Annotated in this window: 17 protein-coding genes and 1 pseudogene; 5 read left to right on the top strand and 13 right to left on the bottom strand. The window is 69.0% G+C overall.

The window, feature by feature from the left end:
• The first annotated feature begins 30 nt into the window (after positions 1-30).
• From ACFVMC_RS12935 to ACFVMC_RS12925, 3 genes are all read left to right on the top strand, one after another.
• On the top strand, positions 31-1,119 hold the full coding sequence (locus ACFVMC_RS12935; RefSeq protein WP_379209777.1) for a protein kinase family protein: 1,089 nt from the start codon (positions 31-33) through the stop codon (positions 1,117-1,119).
• Positions 1,120-1,287: 168 nt separating this feature from the next.
• The gene (locus ACFVMC_RS12930) at positions 1,288-2,217 is read left to right on the top strand and encodes an alpha/beta hydrolase (RefSeq protein ID WP_379209775.1); all 930 of its coding nucleotides are present in this window, start codon (positions 1,288-1,290) and stop codon (positions 2,215-2,217) included.
• A gap of 57 nt (positions 2,218-2,274) precedes the next feature.
• Entirely contained in the window at positions 2,275-3,189 is a 915-nt protein-coding gene (locus ACFVMC_RS12925; protein ID WP_379209773.1) for a hypothetical protein, read from the top strand.
• A gap of 3 nt (positions 3,190-3,192) precedes the next feature.
• On the opposite strand, the gene ACFVMC_RS12920 is transcribed toward ACFVMC_RS12925, so the two are convergent.
• On the bottom strand, positions 3,193-3,912 hold the full coding sequence (locus ACFVMC_RS12920; protein WP_379209771.1) for an endonuclease/exonuclease/phosphatase family protein: 720 nt from the start codon (positions 3,910-3,912) through the stop codon (positions 3,193-3,195).
• Between the two features lie 105 nt (positions 3,913-4,017).
• On the opposite strand from ACFVMC_RS12920, the gene ACFVMC_RS12915 reads away from it, so the two are divergent.
• Complete coding sequence (locus ACFVMC_RS12915) at positions 4,018-4,629, top strand: class I SAM-dependent methyltransferase (protein WP_379209769.1); 612 nt, start codon at positions 4,018-4,020, stop codon at positions 4,627-4,629.
• Between the two features lie 120 nt (positions 4,630-4,749).
• On the opposite strand, the gene ACFVMC_RS12910 is transcribed toward ACFVMC_RS12915, so the two are convergent.
• Positions 4,750-5,706, bottom strand: a complete 957-nt coding sequence (locus ACFVMC_RS12910) for an NAD(P)/FAD-dependent oxidoreductase (RefSeq protein ID WP_379209767.1) — start codon at positions 5,704-5,706, stop codon at positions 4,750-4,752.
• Between the two features lie 93 nt (positions 5,707-5,799).
• On the opposite strand from ACFVMC_RS12910, the gene ACFVMC_RS12905 reads away from it, so the two are divergent.
• Positions 5,800-6,387 (top strand): helix-turn-helix domain-containing protein, encoded by a 588-nt coding sequence (locus ACFVMC_RS12905; protein WP_379209765.1) that lies wholly within the window; start codon positions 5,800-5,802, stop codon positions 6,385-6,387.
• Positions 6,388-6,392: 5 nt separating this feature from the next.
• Here the strand turns inward: ACFVMC_RS12905 and ACFVMC_RS12900 are convergent, their stop codons facing one another.
• The 11 genes and pseudogenes from ACFVMC_RS12900 to ACFVMC_RS12850 form a co-directional block, all read right to left on the bottom strand.
• Positions 6,393-7,916, bottom strand: a complete 1,524-nt coding sequence (locus tag ACFVMC_RS12900; RefSeq protein WP_379209763.1) for an alpha/beta hydrolase — start codon at positions 7,914-7,916, stop codon at positions 6,393-6,395.
• Positions 7,916-8,536, bottom strand: coding sequence for a DNA-binding response regulator (locus tag ACFVMC_RS12895; RefSeq protein ID WP_379209761.1), 621 nt, complete (start codon positions 8,534-8,536; stop codon positions 7,916-7,918). The genes ACFVMC_RS12900 and ACFVMC_RS12895 overlap by 1 nt, the downstream gene beginning before the upstream one ends.
• Positions 8,533-9,693 carry a sensor histidine kinase gene (locus ACFVMC_RS12890; protein ID WP_379209759.1) on the bottom strand — a complete coding sequence of 387 codons (1,161 nt, stop codon included), beginning with the start codon at positions 9,691-9,693 and terminating at the stop codon, positions 8,533-8,535. Before ACFVMC_RS12890 ends, ACFVMC_RS12895 begins: the two co-directional genes overlap by 4 nt.
• Positions 9,675-10,472: an ABC transporter permease gene (locus ACFVMC_RS12885; RefSeq protein WP_379209757.1), complete on the bottom strand. Its 798-nt coding sequence runs from the start codon at positions 10,470-10,472 to the stop codon at positions 9,675-9,677. The genes ACFVMC_RS12890 and ACFVMC_RS12885 overlap by 19 nt, the downstream gene beginning before the upstream one ends.
• The gene (locus tag ACFVMC_RS12880; protein WP_379209756.1) at positions 10,469-11,389 is read right to left on the bottom strand and encodes an ABC transporter ATP-binding protein; all 921 of its coding nucleotides are present in this window, start codon (positions 11,387-11,389) and stop codon (positions 10,469-10,471) included. Before ACFVMC_RS12880 ends, ACFVMC_RS12885 begins: the two co-directional genes overlap by 4 nt.
• Positions 11,390-11,479: 90 nt before the next feature.
• Positions 11,480-12,691 carry a DUF6236 family protein gene (locus tag ACFVMC_RS12875; protein WP_379209754.1) on the bottom strand — a complete coding sequence of 404 codons (1,212 nt, stop codon included), beginning with the start codon at positions 12,689-12,691 and terminating at the stop codon, positions 11,480-11,482.
• Positions 12,692-12,737: 46 nt separating this feature from the next.
• The gene (locus ACFVMC_RS12870; protein ID WP_379209752.1) at positions 12,738-13,496 is read right to left on the bottom strand and encodes an ankyrin repeat domain-containing protein; all 759 of its coding nucleotides are present in this window, start codon (positions 13,494-13,496) and stop codon (positions 12,738-12,740) included.
• 222 nt (positions 13,497-13,718) lie between these two features.
• Positions 13,719-14,259 (bottom strand): annotated as a pseudogene (locus ACFVMC_RS12865) (CorA family divalent cation transporter); the annotation flags it as partial.
• Between the two features lie 110 nt (positions 14,260-14,369).
• The gene (locus tag ACFVMC_RS12860; RefSeq protein WP_379209750.1) at positions 14,370-15,740 is read right to left on the bottom strand and encodes an MFS transporter; all 1,371 of its coding nucleotides are present in this window, start codon (positions 15,738-15,740) and stop codon (positions 14,370-14,372) included.
• A complete protein-coding gene (locus ACFVMC_RS12855; protein ID WP_379209748.1) occupies positions 15,737-16,825 on the bottom strand; it encodes a PLP-dependent cysteine synthase family protein in 1,089 nt (362 codons plus the stop codon). The genes ACFVMC_RS12860 and ACFVMC_RS12855 overlap by 4 nt, the downstream gene beginning before the upstream one ends.
• A 102-nt stretch (positions 16,826-16,927) precedes the next feature.
• Complete coding sequence (locus ACFVMC_RS12850; RefSeq protein ID WP_379209747.1) at positions 16,928-17,317, bottom strand: hypothetical protein; 390 nt, start codon at positions 17,315-17,317, stop codon at positions 16,928-16,930.
• Positions 17,318-17,419: the final 102 nt, after the last annotated feature.

The following is a 17,419-nucleotide window of genomic DNA, read 5'->3' as shown; positions in this document are numbered from 1 at the left end:
TCGCTTGTGCCGCTCGGAGGGTCGATCAGGGTGACATCGCACAACGTGGCGCCACCGCGTGACATGTCGCGCTCGGCGCGCCTGCGCGCGCACAGCGCCGTCTCCACAGCCCTCGCCCGTTACAGCGATGACGCACTGCGTGACATGGTGAATGCGGCTGCGCCTCTGGGCGTCGGTATCGGCGGGAAGTCGGCGCTGCTGGCGATCGCCGGTGTTCCGGTATTCGTGAAGCGCGTGCCACTCACCGACCTGGAACGGCAGCCGGGGAATGTCCGGTCCACGGCGAATCTCTACGGCCTGCCGCAGTTCTACCACTACGGCGTCGGCCTCATCGGCGGGGCGGGGTTCGGGGCCTGGCGTGAACTGGCCGTGCACATGATGACGACCGACTGGGTGCTCGCCGACGAATTCGCGGGCTTCCCGCTCATGCATCACTGGCGGGTGCTGCCGGATACGGCGCCGCTGCCCGACGAACTCGCCGACATCGATCGCGTCGTCGCCTACTGGGACGACCGGCCACAGATTCGTCACCGGATCGAGGCCGTACGGGACGCTTCGGCGAGCATCGCGCTGTTCCTGGAATACATTCCGCAGACCCTGCACGACTGGTTCGGCGCGCAGATCGAGACCGGCGGCGCGACCGCCGACCGGGCCTGCGCCATGGTCGAGCGAGAACTGGCCGCCGCCACGGCGTTCATGAACAACCGTGGGCTCCTGCACCTCGACGCGCATTTCTGGAACGTCCTGACCGACGGTCGGCGCCTCTATATCGGTGACTACGGCCTCGCGCTCTCGCGCGAGTTCGATCTCGCGCCGGAGGAGGCCGCGTTCTTCGACCGGAACCGGAGCTACGACCTCGGCCTCACAGCCACCTATCTGGTGAACTGGCTGCTCACCGCGCAGTACGGGGTACAGGGCCGAGACAACCGCGCCGAGAGGGCGCGTGCGATCGCCGACGGTGCGCCGCTCGCGGACACGTCCGAGGCCGGCGCGGTCCTGACCCGGCATGCGCCGGTCGCCGTGGCGATGTCGGAGTTCATGCGGGCGTTCCAGCAGACGAGCCGAAACGCTCGGTATCCGGACGAGGAGATCCGACGCCTACTGGGCGCTCGCGCATAGCCTCGCGATCGCCATTGCGCCGCAACGTATTTCGTGTCGCCAATCATGGAGGTATCGAGTTCCGGCGGCGCAACAGTTTCCCTACTCGCGCGGATCTCGGGAAACCGTTCCGGATCACGTTTCAACCCAAGCGGTTTCATCACGATCACCGTGCGGTATGAGTGAACTATGCCATTTTCGAAGTCTTCGGCCGCGTTCGCGGTAGTGCTGGTGGCCGCTTTCCTGTTGTCGCTGTTGACGGTTCGCCCGGCCGCCGCGCAGGCGGGGCTGGTGGACGAGGTGCCGCTGGCCGACAACATCTCCCGGATCGACGTCTACTCCCCCGCCATGAATCGAGTCATCAGCAATCGGGTGATCCGCGCGGCCGACGGGCCCGCGCCCACGCTGTACCTGCTCACCGGTATCGGCGGCGGCGAGGACGGCATCTCCTGGTGGGACGACACCGATGTGCGAGAGTTCTTCGCGGACAAGCACGTCAACGTGGTGATGCCGGTCGGCGGCAAGTTCAGCCTGTACACCGACTGGATCGCCGACGATCCGGTGATCGGGCGCAATCGCTGGCAGACCTATCTCACCCAGGAGCTACCGGGGGTGCTCGACACACGCCTGGGCAGCACCGGACGCAACGCGATCGCCGGGGTGTCGATGAGCGCGGGTTCGGCGGTGGATCTGGCGATCCAGTCCGGCGCGCTCTACAGCGCGGTCGCCGCCTACAGCGGCTGCCCGTGGACCGCGGATCCGCTCGGCATCGCGATGATCAACGCGCAGGTCGGGCGCGGCGGCGCCAATACCGCGAACATGTGGGGCCGGAATTGGCAGGCGCACGACGCGTTCGCCAACGCGTCGGCGCTGACCGGCAAGACCATCTACCTGTCCGCCGCCTCCGGCACACCGGGCGCCATCGACGAGGGCGGGTTGCCGTTCCCACCGGTCGAGGCGATCGCGAGTTCGTGCACCGCGGCATTCGCGGCGAGGTTGACCGAGCTGGGGCTGCCGGTCATCCATGTCAACCGGCCGGAGGGTTCGCACACCTGGGGACAGTTCGAGACGGACCTGCACGACTCGTGGCCGCACCTGGCCCGCGCCATCGGCGCCTGAACGCGCCACCGAATCTGCGGTCTTGTGCCCAATTCCGTTGCCGCACAGACTCATCACATGGCAGTCACCTATGTCCAAGATCTCGACGCCGACCTCACCAAGCTCGGCTCCTACGAATCGGCCTGGAAAGCCCAGCAGGAGAAACTGAGCTGGGCGGCGGACACCATCAATGCCGCGGCGGCCACCGTGGTCGGGCGAGGCTGGGCCGGCCCCGCCTCGGAGCGGTACGACACGCACCGGCGCAATCTCGTCGCCGACCTCGACGACTGCGCCGATCTGGCCGGGAAAGCGGCCCGCGCGGTCGGCGCCTGTATCCACACGCTGCGGTTCAACCAGGGGCAGCTGGACGGCGAGAAGGCGAAGGTGCGAGGCAAGGTCCAGGTGACCGAGCATTCGCCCGGCGGCCTGGTGGAGCTCAGCGCGAGCGACGAGGACGCCGAGGAACTCGTCGGCGAACTGGTCAAGGCGTACAACGAGATTCGCGACCGGGTCGACAAGCAGCTGACCGGGCAGACCGAAGCCTTCCAGGCGGCTACCGCCCGCTTCCGAGCCTTCGAAAGCCGTTGGACGCGCCGCACATTGCGCACGCTGAACTGGAATGTCCAGCAGGGCGGTGACGGCAATGCCTTCGGCGGCCAGGGCCACCAGGATCACGACATGGACGAACTGGCGCAGCGCCTGATCGACGGCAAGGTGGACGTGGCGACGCTGCAAGAACTCTTCGGCACCGGCGCGCGAGCGTTGCAGGCCGAGTTGAACCTGCGCGATCCCGACGGCAAGTGGGAGGTGCACTTCGGCGAAGCCTCGGGTAAGCGGCAGACCGAAAATCTGTGGCAGAAGGGTCAATTCGGAAACGCGGTGGTGGTGCGCACCGGCAGCGGACTCGACACCGGCAGCCCCACGGTCACCGATCTCGGCCCGGGCGACGAGGGCCGTTCGGCGACGCGGGTGCGCGTCACCGTCCAGCGCTGAGCGCTACCAATTGGGCATCGTCACGTCCACCCGCTGCCCGTCGTGGTCGGATTGGCCGCGGTCCCAGCGGGTGGCCGGGGCGGTGCCGACGCCGCGGGGCAGGACGTGGTCGATGGGGTGGTAGCTCTGCGAGGTGCCCTTCGGAGCACCGTTCGGGCCGTCGTTGATCGTCCCGGCATGCGTGTCGTAACCATCCCAGCCGAAACGCTGGATCGCTCGCGCCGAGGGATCGTTGCCATTCATCGCTGCGTTCAGGTCACCGCCGACGAGTACGTTGCCGTCCCGGATATCGGCCACCAGCCCGCGCAGCTTCTCGATCTGCGCGGCCTGTTCTGTAGCATTATCGCCGGCCAGACTCATATGGGCGCTGAGGAAGTCGAGGGTCTTGCCCTTGAGCAGCAACATGGACTCCGCGTTCGCATCCTCCATGATCAGATACAGCGCGATCGCCATCTTCATTCGCTCGGCGTCGGCGTCGACGGTGCCGGCGAACGCCGACATACTCGCCGTTCCCTGCGTATATGTGGCGGAATGTGCTGCATGGCAGGCCTTTCCGCCGCCGGTGTTGCCGAACGGTGTTTCACTGGACCCGAGCAGGAGCCGTTCCACGCCAGAGGGCGCCGTGGTGGTCGCGTTCAATATGCTCACGCCGTGCACGAGCGCACCGTGCGCCCGTACGACCTCGGTCTGAAGTTTCCGCAATTCCGCCTCGTCGACCTTCATGACTCGAGTCTGTGCTACAGCATAATTCGGGACAAGCCCCTCATCATCGGGGCTTCGAGTGCGATGGCACAGTGAACCCGACGCCCCGAGCGAGGAGGATCGAGAATGAGCGGACGTGTACCCAGCCGGTGGGAGGAGCTCACCGCCGCCGATCCGGCGCATTCCACCTGGTTCGTACAGCGTTTCCGGACCCTGGCCGCGGAGGGGCAGGACATCTACGGCGAGGCCCGCCTCGTCGACGCCATGCTCGAGCGCGGCAGCCGGGTGCTGGACGCGGGCTGCGGCGCCGGACGCCTCGGCGGCTATCTGCACCGCGCCGGGCACGAAGTGGTCGGCGTCGACGTCGACCCCGTCCTGATCGATGCCGCCGGACACGACTACCCCGGCCCGACCTGGCTCGTCGGCGACCTCGCCGAACTCGACCTACCCGACCGCGAATTCGACGCCATCGCCTGCGCGGGCAACGTCATGACCTTCCTCGCCCCGGCCACCCGCGAATCCGTCCTCACCGCCTTCGCCCGCCACCTGTCCCCCACCGGCCGCGCCGTCATCGGCTTCGGCGCCGACCGCGGCTACCCCTTCGACCGATTCCTCACCGACGCCCGCTCCGCCCACCTCACCCCGACCCTCCTGCTCTCCAGCTGGGACCTGCACCCGTTCACCCCCGACTCCGACTTCCTCGTCGCAGTCCTTACGCACACCCCTCGATCGGACTAACCGGGTCGCCGCTGCTCGGCCGAGACCCAGCAACGCGGTCGTGACCGTCGCGACCATTCTCTGACTGCTCGTGGCCACCGAGCTCGCAGGCCGGCGCGAGAGAAGAATGAAAGCGCCGGATCAGGCCGCGTCGGTGTCGGCGGTGACCAGGGCGGCGTTGAGATGAGCACCGGCGAGCGCGCCCGCGGCGGCCGACGCACCGACCTGCGCGGTGAGGTCGGTGGCGTTACCGGCGATCCAGACGCCGGGGACCTCGGTGGTGCCGGCCATGCCGGAGACGAAACGGCGGCCGAAACCGGGCAGGTCCTCCATCGGAAGTTCGAGACCTTCGAGACCGTCGGTGCGGGCCAGCATCCGCGTGGCGACGGCGAGAACACGGCGCTCGACGACCGTGCCGTCGGCCAGCAGGACACCGGTGATGCCGTCCGTGTCGCCGATGACCTGCTCGACCGGCTGCTCGACGACGCGAATCCCGCGCGCCGCGAAGCGTTCACGCGCGTCGGCGTCGAGGTCGGTGTCTCCGGCGAAGTAGATCAGGTCGGCGCTGAGCTGACGGAACAGCAGCGCCTGATGCACCGAATTGGGCCCGGTGGCCAGGATGCCGATCGGTTCGTCGCGCACCTCCCAGCCGTGGCAGTACGGACAGTGCACCACCGAGCGTCCCCAGTGTTCGACCAGGCCGGGCACCTCCGGTAGCACGTCACGCAGGCCGGTCGCGACCAGCACCCGCCGGGCGGTCACCGCGCGGCCGTCGGTCAGCGTGATGCTGAAACGCAGGTCGCCGGTCGCGGTGGGTGCGGCGGGCCGCGCCGACGCGACCGCGCCGGACACGACGCGTCCGCCGTAACCGCGTACCTGCTCGCGCCCCCGTTGGAGGAGTGCTTCGGGGCTCATCCCGTCGAGCACCAGGAATCCGTGCATGGCCGCGGCGGGCGCGTTGCGCGGCGCACCGCCGTCGATCACGACCACCGAACGGCGGGAGCGGGCGAGCATGAGCGCGCCGTTCAACCCGGCCGCTCCGCCGCCGATCACGACGGCATCGACGGTTTCACCAGGGAGTTCATCGGTCGTGAACACAGGCGGGCCTTTCGTCGCTGTGGTGCCGGCCGTTCCGGTGCACCTGTCCCCGACAGTAACCATCGATTGCACGTGAGGCATATGCTCTTGCCTATGACGCAAGAAGATGACGAGCTGGACAGCCTCGTGCGCAAACGCCTCCGCGCGTTGCGGGTGGCCCAGGGCTGGTCACTGGAGGAACTGGCCGGGCGGGCCCACCTGAGCCAGTCCACGCTCTCCCGCATCGAGAACGGTCGCCGCCGCCTGGCTCTGGATCAGCTCGTCGCCCTCTCCCGCGCCCTGGACACCTCGCTGGATCAACTGGTCGAGACCGCCTCCGACGATGTGATCACCAACCCGGTCGTCGACGCCGCCCACGGCTGGCTGCGCTGGCCGATCAAAGCCGAACCCGGCCTGACCGTCCTGCGTCAGCGCCTCACCGGCCCACCGCCGGACAACCCGGCCCGCCTGCGCGCCCATCCCGGCCGCGAATGGCTGGTCGTACTGTCCGGCACCGCCGTTCTCCTGCTCGGCCACCGCCGCTTCCGCATCGAAACCAATCAGGCCGCCGAATTCCCCACCATGCTCCCGCACGCCCTGGGCGCGGAATCCGGCCCGTGTGAGGTCCTCGGCATTTTCGATCGCGACGCCCGACGCGGCCACCAACGCGACAGCGCCACAGCGGAATCCGCGACGCACTGAAACGCTCAGAGCGTGCAGCGAGCCGTGGCGGGCGGCGGTTTCAACTCGACCAGGTAGTCGGCGACGATGCCGTCGACGCAGTCGTTGCCGGCCAAGGCCGCGGTGTGCTGGTTGCCTTCCACGGTCAGCAGCACACCGCCCAGCGACCGGGCGAGCACGATGCCGCCGTCGTAGGGGGTGGCGGGGTCGCCGGTGGTGGAGATGGTCAGCGTGGTCGGCAGTCCCTGAACGTCGGCGGCATACGGATAGCCGAGAGTCGGTGCCACCGGCCAGAATTCGCATCCGTCGCGGGCGCCCTCGACGCCGATGCCCGGATCCATGAACGGTGCGACCGCATAGATCCGGCGCCGCAACTCCGTCTCCTGCTCGGGCGTGCGACGCTGCTCGTCCAGGCAGTTGATCGCGTAGTTGGCGTCGAGGAAGTTCGACCAGCGGCCGTCGGCGCCGCGCCCGCTCAACGCGTCGCCCAGCGCGAGCAGAGTGTCGCCGCGGCCGGTGCGGATCTCGGCGATCCCCTTGCGGATCACCGGCCACGCCGCCGAGTCGTACAGGCCGGAGCCGACACCGCCGAACGCGGCCGCGAAATCCAGTCGCCTGCCGTTTCCCGCCGGAACGGGGTTCTCGTGCAGCGGACGGACGATGCTCAGGTAGACCGCGGTGGCCTGCGCCGGGTCGGTGCCAAGCGGACAGTCGGGACGGGTGGCGCAGTCGGCGGCCATCCGATCGAATGCCTGCTGAAAGCCGCTGAATTGGGACAGGCGACGTTCGATGGTGCCGGCCGACGGGTCGACCGCGCCGTCGAGCAGCAGCGCCCGTACGTTGCGCGGGAACATCTCCGCGTAGACCGCGCCGAGGCGGGTGCCGTAACTGAGCCCGGCGAAGCTGAGCGCCGAGTCGCCGAGGGCGGCGCGCAGCACGTCCATATCGCGGACGGCATCGCGGGTCCCGAGATGCTCGAACGCCTCGAGTCCGCCCGAGCGCGCCGCACATCGATCCATCAGCCCGCGGGTGTCGTCGGCGGTCCAGCGCCCCACCGCGGCGGCGAGCGGGACAACCGCCTGTCCCGCATCGAATTCCGCGTCGGTGAAGCAGTCGACGGCGGGGCTGGAGGCGCCTACGCCGCGCGGATCGAATCCGATCAGATCGAACCGTTCGGTAATCGGATTGTCCTTCCACGCGGCCGCCGCCGCGACCGCCAGGCTCAATCCCGAACCGCCCGGGCCGCCCGGATTGAGCAGCAGCGATCCGATCTTCTCGCCGCGGGCAGGCACTTTCAGCACCGCGATCTGCGCGGTCCGCCGCTGCGGGTCCTGATAGTCCAGCGGTACATCCAGGTGCGCACAGGTCAGATCGGCGCGACTGGCGAAGGTCTTGTCGTCGAGTTCGGTTCGGGCGTAACCAGCACAGCTTCCGAAGGCCAAGTGCTGATCGTAGAAGCGTTGCAGCGGTTGCGAATCCACCGCCGAACACGCCGTCAGCGTCAGCGACAACGTCGCGAACGCGATACCGGCTCTTTTACGAAACTTCATCAGATCCACCCTTTTTCGCGAGCTTTGAGCGCGGCCTCGTATCGATTGGCGACCCCGAGTTTGGCCATCGCGGCGGAGAGATAGTTGCGTGTGGTGCCGGGCGAGAGGTGCGCACGCCGGGCGATCTCGTCGACGGACGCGCCGTCGAGCGCGTACTCCAGTACATCGGCTTCGCGTCCGGTGAGCACGGTGTCGCCGGCGCTGATCGCCTCTGCGGCCAGTTCCGGATCCACATAGCGGCCGCCGCCGTGCACCGTGCGGATCACCTCCGCCAGGGTGCCGGCCGCGGTCGTCTTCGGCAGAAAGCCACGCACACCCGCGGCGAGCGCGCGCTTGAGGTAGCCCGGACGACCGTGACTGGTGACGATCAGCGTCCCCGCCCCCGGGGTGAGACGCTGGAGTTCGACCGCGGTTTCGATGCCGTCCATGCCGGGCATCTGCAGGTCGATCACCGCGACCGCCGGCGCCGCGTGCTCGGTCATCCGCCGCCGCCACATCGCGACCAGTTCCTCCCCGGATCCCACGTGGCCGACCACCTCCAGATCGGCTTCCAACCCGAGCAGGGTCGCCAGCGCGGCCCGGATCAGGGTTTCGTCGTCGGCCAGCACTACCGGAATCATGATTTCTCCCAATGGATTTCGAGGACGAACGCCGCGCTCGAGGATTCGGTGCCGAGCGTCGCGCCCGCGGCCGCCAGTCGTTCGGCGAGCCCACGCAGCCCGGAATGCTCCCCCGCCGTCCCGTTCGGGCGATCGTTGCGCAGCGACATCCCCGCGGCGCCCAGGGTGAGCACCGCCGCGGTAGCGGACGAATGCTCGACGATATTGGTGGTCCCCTCACGCACCACCCAGGCCGCGACCTCGTGGAACCGGGTCGGTACGCGCGCCGGATCGCCCTCGACGACCAGCTCGCAGCCGAGCGCCGACAGCAGCGAACGCGCCCCGGCCACCTCGGCCCGCAGATCGATACCGCGGTAGCCGCGCACCAGCTGACGCATCTGGCCCATGGATTCGACCGCGAGCGTCTTGACCTCGTCCATCTCCGCCGCCGCGCGACCGGAGTCACCGGAACGCGAAAGTGCGGCGGCGAGTTCACTTTTCACCGCGATCGCGGAGAACCCGCGCCCGACGATGTCGTGCAGGTCCCGTGCGAAACGCAAGCGCTCCTCGGCCACCTGCAACTCGGCCTCCACCACCCGCGCCCGCTCCAGTTCATCGACCACCCGCAGCCCCCACAGCGTGAGCAGGGTGGTGCCGACCACGAAGGCGCCGCCGAGACCGGTCAGCAGCGCCGTGACCAGCGCGGCCAGCGGTGTCGTCGCGAAGGCCACGCCGGTGGCGACGCCGACCGCCGCCACCGCCCACCAGCGGTAGCGCAGGAACGAGACGATCGCGAACACGGCGATCATGGCCGTGTACACACCGCTCGCGCACGCCTCGCGATAGACCGGTCCGTCACCGGCCGCCCGGGCCACCACGGCGTAGGCCACCCAGACCGCGAACAGCGCACCGCCTGCCATCGGAATCGCCCAGCGCCGCAACGCCTGCGCGGACGGCCGGGCGAATTCGGGTTGCGCCTCCAGGGCGAGCAGCGCCGCGAGGCCCGCAACCGCGAGGCCCGCCGACGCCCACAGTGGACGCGAGGTCGTCGTCACCGCCACGACGATCAGCACCAGCACCGCGAATTGCAAGGTCACCCGCGTGTAGAACCGGAATTTCGCCGCACCCGACATCGCCTGCCACCAGGCGGGCAGGCGGGTCATCCGCGATCGTCCCACCGGAAGCTCCTGCGGGTCACCATCAGTGCCACGACCGTCCATGCCGCCAGTGTGGCAAACGGGCGGCCGAGCTCGGCGCAGGTGCCCGCGAAGTCCAGTGCCGGGTCCGAGGCGCCCGCGGTGGCGATCCGTCCGGACGTGCCGAGCGCGACGAGGTCGGAGACCGCGGCGAACGGCGTCCACTGGGCGAGTTCGGCCAGCCGATCCGGCAGCACGCCGCGGATCGAACCCATGCCGATCATGGCCAGCACCATCACCGGCAGCGACGTGACCTGCGCGGCCTCGGCGTTCTTGGTGACCGCGCTGGTAGCCAGCGCGAGCACCGAGAACAGCACGATCCCGCCGAACAGGCCGAGCGCGATCGCGATCGGATTGACCGGCGCCGGCGTGCCCGCGCCGTACACGACCGCGGCGACCACGAGAGTGCAAGCCAGGGTGAGCGGCACACCCGGCACCGCGGGGGCGGTCAGGATCTGCCAGTCCTCGGCCGCACCGGTGCGCAGCCGCTTCAGCACACCCTCACCGCGCCGGGTGGTGACCAGCGACAGCACCGAGTAGTACTGCACGAACAGCAGCGCGAGCAGGGCCAGCATCTCGAAAGTCGTTGCCGCCGTGGCGGTTGTCGGCGCACTGTCGCGGGTGGCGAGGAAGTAGGTGACCAGCGGCAAGCCGATCGGGAAGACGGTGGCCAGGAATACCAGCGTCTTGTTACGGCTGAACTGAAGGAATTCCGCCGTCGCGAGCGCGGTCAGCGCGCTGCTGGTCCGGGAGTGGGTCATCGTGCGGCTCCGATCGATTCGGGTGCGTCGGCGATATCGAGGAAGACCGCTTCCAGCGACGCGGCCCGGGCATCGAGCCCGGCCAGCCGCACGCCGTGCCGATCCGCCCAGCCGAGCAGCTCGGACAGGTGGGTTTGCAGGTCGAAGGTGCTGATCGTGACGCGCGCCTGCGCATCGATCCGCGCGTCGGACAGTGACGGCAGCGGCAGACCCGGATGGTCGAACGTGATCCGAGCGGGATGCTCGTCGACGATCTCGCGCAGTGTGCCGGTACGCGAGATCTGCCCGCGATGCATGATCGCGATCCGATCGGCCAGGGCCTCGGCCTCGTCCAGGTAGTGCGTGGTGAGCACCATCGTCACACCGGCCGCCTTCAGATCGGCCAGCAGCCGCCAGGTCGCCCGGCGGCTCTCCGGGTCCAGGCCGGTGGTCGGTTCGTCGAGGAACAGCAGCCGCGGCCGCCCGAGCAGCGCGCAGGCCAGATCGACCCGGCGCTGCTCACCACCCGAAAGCGCCCCGACCCGCACCGCGGCCCGGTCGGTCAGGTCGACCTGCGCCAGCACGGCGTCCACGGTGGTCGGTTCGGCGCAGGTCCCCCGCCACATCGCCAGCGCCTCCCGCACCGTCAGTTCCGCGGGCAGCCCACCCGACTGCAACATGATCCCGACCTGCGACCGGACCTGCTTGCGGTCCCGGCGCGGGTCCAGCCCGAACACTTCGACCGTGCCGTCGCTGGGCTCCGCCAGTCCTTCCAGCACCTCGAGCGTGGAGGTCTTCCCGGCGCCGTTGGTGCCCAGCAGCGCGAAGACCTCCCCCGCGTCGACACGAAGATCTACCCCTTCGACCGCGTCGAAGGCGGCTTTGCCGTGCCCGTAGGTCCGGCGCAACCCCCGCGCGGTGATGACGTTCGTCTGCATACGTCAACGATCACGCACCTGCCCCCGGTGCTGTAGTCCGCGCAGTCACCGAATCCCTATGACTCCCACATGGATTCGCCATGACAAATGTCACGGGCGGTCAGAGCTCACCCGCCGCATCCCCGAACGGACCTTGGCGACGAGATCGGTGGGGCCCAGCTCCTGCTTCAGGCCGAGCAGATAGCCGAGCGGATGTTCGGCGCGTACCTCCTGGCGACGGCGCAGGGTCGCGGCCGATGCGCCGACGACGCACCCCGCCGCCACGCCGATACTCGTCATGCCCGGCGACAATCCCGCCGCGGCGGACACGGTCCCCAGGACGGCCGGCGGCGCGAGCGATTGCAGGCTCAGTACCGCTTTCGCCGGTTGTAGATCGAGTCGCCTGATCTCGCGCTCCATGGTCTGCATCGAGCGCACCACCTCGGATTCGACCTTGAGTCTCAGGCGCGCGCTGCGGATCTCGGGATCCGGGCACTCGGCGAGCTCGGCGAAGAAGTCGGTCAGCGAATCGAGGAATTCTCGATACGCCAGCATTTCGGGCAGCAATCGCTTGCGCGCCTCGATGATTCGGCTCACCGGCACGCGGTCGAGATCACGTGGCACCACCGCCTGTAGCGCCATGATCGCGAACGCCTGTGTCGGGTCGGCCTGCACCGGCCGAATCTCGTTCTCGTGCAGCAGGATCTGCGCTATCGCCGCAACGTTCCAACCGGATGCGGCGGCGTGCAGGCGCGGCTGGTCGGTGATCGGCGTCATCCCGTTGCGCGCCGCGAGCACATCCGCGAGGACCGTGAGATACACCCCGGCCAGCTCACGGTGCATCGTCAGCCGGTCGATATTCAGGATCCGGCCGTCGGCCGGGCGGCGCCATCGGAAGCTTTGGCGCACCAGCAATCCGGCACCCGCCAGCTCCCGGGCCAGCCGATAGGACATCTTCGTCGGATGCAGCACCTCGAGCCGAGGATCGGGCGGCAACAACTCGTCGTACACGGCGTCCTCGAGTGGTGGGACGGCCAGCGCATCGATGCCGAACCCAGGGATCAGCTGGTCCCGGTGCTGATCCAGGAATTCCAGAAACAGCAGCTGCGCCGAGCCTTCCGCACCGCCGCTCGATGCCGACCCGGGATCGACATCGAGGATCAGTCCCGCATCCCGGAGCCGCTCGACGTCCATCGAATCGTGCAGTACGGGGTAATCGACGGGCCGGATTCGAGCGAGCAACGGCCACAACAACACTGCCGTCTTCACCCACCCGTCGCCGGGCAGGTTGACGTACGGATAGTAGAGCCCGGTGTCGTTCACGGCACCAGTGTGCGGGTCGAACAGCGAGCTGTACAACGTCCCAGCGTCAGCGCGGTTTCACCAGCTCGGCGATATCGTCGAAGCCGCGGCGGACGGCGTGGTCGTAGGCGGTGCTGCCGTCGGAGTCGCGGATGCCGACGTCGGCGCCGTTGTCGACCAGCACGCGCACGATATCGCGGTACACGGCACTGCCGTCGCCGTAGTAGACCGCCTCCAGCAGTGCGGTCCAGCCGAGATCGTTGATGTGATCGATATCGATATCGGTCTGGCGCAACACTTCTCGCACGTAGTCCAGGTGCCCCTTCTCCGCGGCCGGGATCAGGGCGTTGCCGCCGAAACGATTGCGCAGGCTCAGATCCGGTTGCGCGGGCAGCAGCAGCTCCATCATCGAGACGCTGCCCGTGACACCGGTGTTCACCCAGGGACTCTCGCCGCGATCGTCCTTCGCGTCGGGATCGGCCCGGAACTCGAGCAGCACCCGAGCGACGTCGAGATCGTCGTCGAGCACCGCCAGGAACAGCGGCGTGCGACCGGCGTCGTCGCGGGTGTCGACCTGCGCTCCCTGGGTCAGGGCGGCGCGCACGGCGGCGGCGTCACCGTCCTCGGTCGCGGCCAGCAATGCCTCGTTCGCTTCCGCGACGGGTACGCCGGCCGGTGTGTTCTCCGCAGCAGTCATGGAAGCTCCGCTCTCGGTGGGATTCGGGGTTGCCGCCGGCTCCGTCCCGCAGGCGGTGATCAGCAGTGCGCCGGTCAGCAGCGCGATGCCGTAGTAGGTCGCGCGTCGTCCGCGCCGCGTGGTGTTCATGCCGCCGCTCCGTTCGTCGGGAAGGTCTTACCCTTCCCATGCTGCGGATATCCGGCCACGCCCGAATCGGCGCATCGGCCGGTTCGCCGATCCGTCCGGCCGATACCGGGGTCGTCCGATCGGACGATACGGCTACAGCCAGCGATTGCGGCGGAACATCACGAACAGCCCGGTGCACGCCAGCACCATCAGCGACAGCACCGCCGGATATCCCCATACCTGCTCCACCGACCGCGCCACCTCGAGATAGGAGTCGACCACGAAATCGGCGATCCCGTGCAGCACCGTCCCCGGGCCCAGGCGCAGCCGCGCCGGCTCGGCCTAGAGTTCCTGCCGCAGCCCGCGCAGACCCGCGTGCTCGCCGTGCCGCACGGCCACCACGAAATCCGGCCCGGCGAACACCAGCAGTTCCCCCGTCACCACGATCTCGCTGACGGTGTCCAGATCGTGCTCGACTTAACCCACGGTCCGCATCACCAGTACCACGGTGTCGTCGTAGCGTTCCAGCTTCGGCCGCTGTCTACCTTTCACCGCGTCCTTCCACCGCCAGCGAATGCAGCCGGAAGGTCTCGGCGATATCGGCCATCTGTGCCCGGTCCGGATCGTGCAATCCGATCCACACGAAACCCGTTCCCCGCGTACGCACTTCGGCCAGCGCCGCCGCATGGGCGAAACGCCCCGGCAGCCGCTGCCCGTCGACATAGACCGCGCAGTCCACCACCGCCCGCGCGATGGGAATCGGAGAATGCGGAATCACGGCCACGGAGCGGCGAAGACGGGACGGGCGCGGCGAGAACGAGGACACCGCACGATATTACGGATCACTCGACCCTACGGTCCGACGGAAGTCAGCGCGAACCCGCACCGGCATGATCAAGGACCCGATATGCCCTCCGTGATCCGCGGGATCGGTATCGTCTGCTCCCGCGGGTCACCGACCGCGACGCGGAACCGGTCGGTGATTTCCGAGGCCGGGACCGGGGCCTCCGAACCCGCGACACGTCTTCCGCCCGAGGGCAATCGATGCCGCCCGGCGGAGGCCGAACGATCCAGCAGGTGCAGCGCGAACGCGGCGCCGATGCCGATGCTCGTCAACCCGGCCCACACCATCCAGCCGAGACCCACGGCCCGCGCCGCGCCGACCACGGCGCCGGTGGCCAGATTGCCGATCAGGATGCCGACACCGACCACGGTGTTGTAGAAGCCGTAATAGGTTGCCACCAACCGGTTCTCCGACAGCGACACGACCGTGTCCATCTCGAACGGAAAGACCGCCGCGGTGCCGACGGCGAGCAGCGCCGCCGCCAGCAGCAGCGCGGCGACCGCGACGATCGATCCCGGCCCCGGCGATACGGCCAGAGGCAGAAACGCAGCCGCCAGCACGACCATGCCGACCACCAGCCCCCGCCCGGTACCCCACCTGGCCCGGAACCAGGCGGTGATCCGCAGTTGCCCGGCCACCGCGACAACACCGGAGACGACGAACACCGCCGAGGTCAGCGTCTGCGCGCGATCCCCCGCGAGATATTCGGCGTGCAGCGGCAAGGCCAGATACACCTGGAACGACAGCACATACGAGCCGATCATGGCCGCGGCGAACGCCAGGAACCGCCGGTTGGCGGCGATCTCGCGCCAATCGTCGAGCACCGAACCCGAGTCCCCCCGGCCGGACGCGCGCCGCGCGGGCAGGGCCAGTACCTGGGCCACGGTCAGCACCGCGAAGACCACTGCCGCCGTCGCGGCGGTCACCCGGAAATCCACCGCCATCAGGGCCAGTCCGACCAGCGGTCCCGCGAGAATGCCTGCCTGATAGAAGACGTTGAAGACGGCGAACGCCTCCACGCGCCGCTCCCCGGCCTCGGCCGCCAGGTAGGCCCGGACCGCCGGATTGAACAGCGCACCCGCGAAACCTGTTGCTGCCGAAGCGATCAGTAGTCCCGGCAGCGAGGTCGCGAACATCAGCAGGCCGAAACCCGCGGTGCGGAGCAGACATCCGGCCACGATCAAGGGCTTGTAGCCCAGCCGGTCGGCCAGGGTCCCGCCGAGCAGGAACATGCCCTGCTGGGAGAAGTTACGCACGCCGAGCACCAAGCCGATCGCCCACGGCGCCAACCCGAGCGGACTCGACAGGTAGCCCGCCAGAAACGGCATGAGCATGTAGAACCCGAGATTGATGCCGAACTGATTGACCATCAGCAGCCGGGCGGCCAGATCGAATCCCCGGAACTGCCGGTACACCATCATGATTCGAACCCGGGGTCGAGGACCGTCGTGCAGCGGGTCCAGCACGACACCACCCGCTCGGTGGGGTACGCGATCTCCTCCGGCGCACACGGCGGATCACCGTCGAGCAGACCGTGTTCCGCGCAGAAGGCATCGTTGTAGACGGTGTCGAAGTACCGCTGCGGTCCATCCGGGAAGACGGCCGCGATCTGGACCTCCGCGCCGCGGGTGCGCGCCGCCCACCCCGCGACCAGCGCGACCGCGCCGACGCTCCAGCCGCCGCTGGCGTGATGGGTGGCGGCCAGCGTGCGGCAGGCCCACACCGCCTCCGCCGGTGCGACCCAGTGGATTTCGTCGAACGCCGCGTAGTCCACATTGCGCGGATGGATGCTGGAGCCGAGTCCGCGCATGAGCCGGCGCCCGGCGGGCTGGCCGAAGATGGTGGAGGCGATCGTGTCGACCCCGATCAGCGTCAGCTCCGGATTGAAGCGGCGCAGCACCCGGGCCACGCCGGCCGAATGGCCACCGGTGCCCACCGCGCAGACCAGCACGTCGACACTGCCGAGCTGCTCGATCAGCTCCAGCGCCAGTGATTCATAGCCTTCGACATTGTCGGGATTGCCGTACTGGTCCGGGCACCAGGCACCCGGTTCGGCCGCGAGCAATTCGGCCACGCGCTCGCGCCGCGCCTGCTGCCAGCCGCCCACCTCGTGTGGTTCGGCGACCAGGTCCACCTCGGCGCCGTAGGCCGCGAGCATGCGGGCGACGATCGGCTCCAGCCCCGGGTCGGTGACCACGGTGACCGGGTGCCGGTAGACGAGCCCGGCCAGCGCCAGACCCAAACCCAAGGTGCCGCTGGTCGATTCGACGATCCGGGCACCGGGCGCCAGCTCGCCGCGGGCGGCGGCCCGGCGCACCATGTGCAGGGCCGGTCGATCCTTCATACCGCCCGGGTTGAACCCTTCGAGCTTGGCCCAGAACCCCTTCCCGGCCGCAGCCAGCGGGGCGCCGACCCACAGCACCGGTGTGCCGCCGACCAATCCGTGCAGGTGCCGGGCCGATTCCGGCGTGGCCGCCGTGAGCTGTCGGGCCACAACGTTGTCCATGACTGTCGCTTTCTGTATCGAACCCGCCGCGGGGCGGGCGTGACGTATGCGGGCAGCGGACACCGGCCGACGGGGACATCACGTCGGCCTGGCGCTGACCGATCAGCGTCGGGCGATACAGAAGCGCGTCAACAGCATTCGTCCGCTGACGACGGGAAGTGCGGCGACGGGCGGGCCGCGGATACCACCCGCCGATACGACGGCGGCAAGCGTGAGCGCGACCACGGCCATCAGGGCCAAGAGCAGATTCGTCGGTGCTATCACCAGTGGGGCGACCGGGATCGTGGATTCGAACATGCAGTGCACGACATGGGGCGCGCAGTGCGCGCCGTCGTGCGGGTCGGCGGCCGGCTCGGTCTGGGCAGCGGCGTGGGGGTGTGCGTGCGTCTCGGCGTCGGCCAGTGTGCAGTCCGCCGACAGCACCAGCAGCAACATCGTGGCCAGCAGCGCAAGCAGGGGCGCGAACGAGGACCGGCGCGACGCCTGCTGCACGCTCGACACCCTTCCCTCGATGATTCCGGCTGACGTTCTCCAGGCTTGCACACACCCGCAGCCGATACCCTACCCGGGTTCAGTCGTGTGCCGGTCGAGCAC

This window comes from Nocardia sp. NPDC127579 (assembly GCF_042672005.1).
Classification (GTDB): Bacteria; Actinomycetota; Actinomycetes; order Mycobacteriales; family Mycobacteriaceae; genus Nocardia.
This window is presented reverse-complemented; position numbering and strand designations above follow the sequence as displayed.

What these genes read in the sequence shown, in the direction of transcription:
- ACFVMC_RS12855 (WP_379209748.1), bottom strand. Translation starts at nt 16,825, where the DNA reads ATGGACAACGTTGTGGCCCGACAGCTCACGGCGGCCACGCCGGAATCG.
- ACFVMC_RS12925 (WP_379209773.1), top strand. Translation starts at nt 2,275, where the DNA reads ATGGCAGTCACCTATGTCCAAGATCTCGACGCCGACCTCACCAAGCTC.
- ACFVMC_RS12900 (WP_379209763.1), bottom strand. Translation starts at nt 7,916, where the DNA reads ATGAAGTTTCGTAAAAGAGCCGGTATCGCGTTCGCGACGTTGTCGCTG.
- ACFVMC_RS12930 (WP_379209775.1), top strand. Translation starts at nt 1,288, where the DNA reads ATGCCATTTTCGAAGTCTTCGGCCGCGTTCGCGGTAGTGCTGGTGGCC.
- ACFVMC_RS12880 (WP_379209756.1), bottom strand. Translation starts at nt 11,389, where the DNA reads ATGCAGACGAACGTCATCACCGCGCGGGGGTTGCGCCGGACCTACGGG.
- ACFVMC_RS12915 (WP_379209769.1), top strand. Translation starts at nt 4,018, where the DNA reads ATGAGCGGACGTGTACCCAGCCGGTGGGAGGAGCTCACCGCCGCCGAT.
- ACFVMC_RS12885 (WP_379209757.1), bottom strand. Translation starts at nt 10,472, where the DNA reads ATGACCCACTCCCGGACCAGCAGCGCGCTGACCGCGCTCGCGACGGCG.
- ACFVMC_RS12905 (WP_379209765.1), top strand. Translation starts at nt 5,800, where the DNA reads ATGACGCAAGAAGATGACGAGCTGGACAGCCTCGTGCGCAAACGCCTC.
- ACFVMC_RS12870 (WP_379209752.1), bottom strand. Translation starts at nt 13,496, where the DNA reads ATGAACACCACGCGGCGCGGACGACGCGCGACCTACTACGGCATCGCG.
- ACFVMC_RS12860 (WP_379209750.1), bottom strand. Translation starts at nt 15,740, where the DNA reads ATGATGGTGTACCGGCAGTTCCGGGGATTCGATCTGGCCGCCCGGCTG.
- ACFVMC_RS12895 (WP_379209761.1), bottom strand. Translation starts at nt 8,536, where the DNA reads ATGATTCCGGTAGTGCTGGCCGACGACGAAACCCTGATCCGGGCCGCG.
- ACFVMC_RS12920 (WP_379209771.1), bottom strand. Translation starts at nt 3,912, where the DNA reads ATGAAGGTCGACGAGGCGGAATTGCGGAAACTTCAGACCGAGGTCGTA.